The organism is Sphingomonas phyllosphaerae (assembly GCF_029623345.1).
Lineage (GTDB): Bacteria > Pseudomonadota > Alphaproteobacteria > Sphingomonadales > Sphingomonadaceae > Sphingomonas > Sphingomonas phyllosphaerae_C.
Genome location: NZ_JAPYKH010000053.1, coordinates 1 through 1,018 on the forward strand (window position 1 = coordinate 1; position 1,018 = coordinate 1,018).

Consider the following 1,018-nt stretch of genomic DNA (forward strand, 5'->3'; position numbering starts at 1 on the left):
CGCGGACGGCAGCGGTGCGGTAGAGCCGCTTGCGAACTTCATGAGCAATCCGGCAGGTGCGGCGATCGTCAACGCATCGGGTCCGATCCGGCAGATCGTTCAGGGCAGTGCAGCGGCCCCCCGGCGCTTTCTGGCGGTCGCCGAGGTAGTGAATGGCGCACCGGGCCGCATCGTGCAGGTGCAGCGCGACTGAGATGGACCCGCTTGCCGCCGCGATCGAGCCCCTGGTCCCCGGTCTGCGCCGTTATGCCCGGTCGTGGTTGCGCGATCAGGCGATGGCGGATGACCTGGTGCAGGATTGCCTTGAGCGCGCGGTCGGGCGCTGGCGGCAACGACGCGGGACGGAGGTTCGCCCCTGGGTCTATGCGATCCTGCACAATCTGTTGGTCGACCATCAGCGGCAGCATAGCCGGCGAGGTACGGCGGTTCCGCTCCACCTCGTGGACGACGCTGCGCTCGGCCGCCCGGCCGATCAGGACGCAGGCCTGTACCACCGAGACCTGTTGCGCGCACTTGATGCGTTGCCCGAGGAGCAGCGGACGGTGCTGCTCCTCCTTTCCGTCGAAGGTCTGTCATATGGGGAAGTCGCTGCCGTCGTCGGCGTGCCGCTGGGAACGGTGATGTCGCGCATATCGCGGGGGCGCGACCGTCTGGCGACACTCATCCGAGAGGGTGAACGGCCGCGATTGAGGAGTGTGCGATGACCAGCCCGATCGGAGAAGACGATCTGGCCGCGTGGATCGATGGAAGGCTGTCGCCCGAGCGGCAGCGCCTGGTCGACGCCTACCTTGAAAGCCAGCCGGACATGCATGCCCGTTTGCGGGAGCAGGCGGAGCAGGCGCGAGCCCTTGCATCCCTGTTCGCCCCGATCGCGGATGAACCTATCCCGGCGACGATGCGGGTTGCAGCCATCAGGGGACGGCAACGCCAACCGCGTTGGCAACTCGCCATCGCCGCGTCGCTTCTGTTGACGGTCGGGTTTGGCGGGGGCTGGTCGAGCGCGCGTTGGAGTGGCGAA

The 1,018-nt window shown here is 67.7% G+C and carries 2 protein-coding genes and 1 pseudogene; all 3 read left to right on the top strand.

Annotated features, from left to right (window positions below):
- Positions 1-193: pseudogene (locus QBJ89_RS20065) on the top strand (hypothetical protein); the annotation flags it as partial.
- A gap of 1 nt (position 194) precedes the next feature.
- Positions 195-704 (top strand): RNA polymerase sigma factor, encoded by a 510-nt coding sequence (locus QBJ89_RS20070; protein ID WP_093330642.1) that lies wholly within the window; start codon positions 195-197, stop codon positions 702-704.
- Positions 701-1,018: anti-sigma factor family protein (locus tag QBJ89_RS20075; RefSeq protein ID WP_431522561.1), on the top strand; the 318-nt coding region annotated here is incomplete at its 3' end. The genes QBJ89_RS20070 and QBJ89_RS20075, both read left to right, overlap by 4 nt.

Excerpts from the sequence above, each read along its gene's own strand:
- QBJ89_RS20070 (WP_093330642.1), top strand. The coding sequence starts at position 195 with ATGGACCCGCTTGCCGCCGCGATCGAGCCCCTGGTCCCCGGTCTGCGC.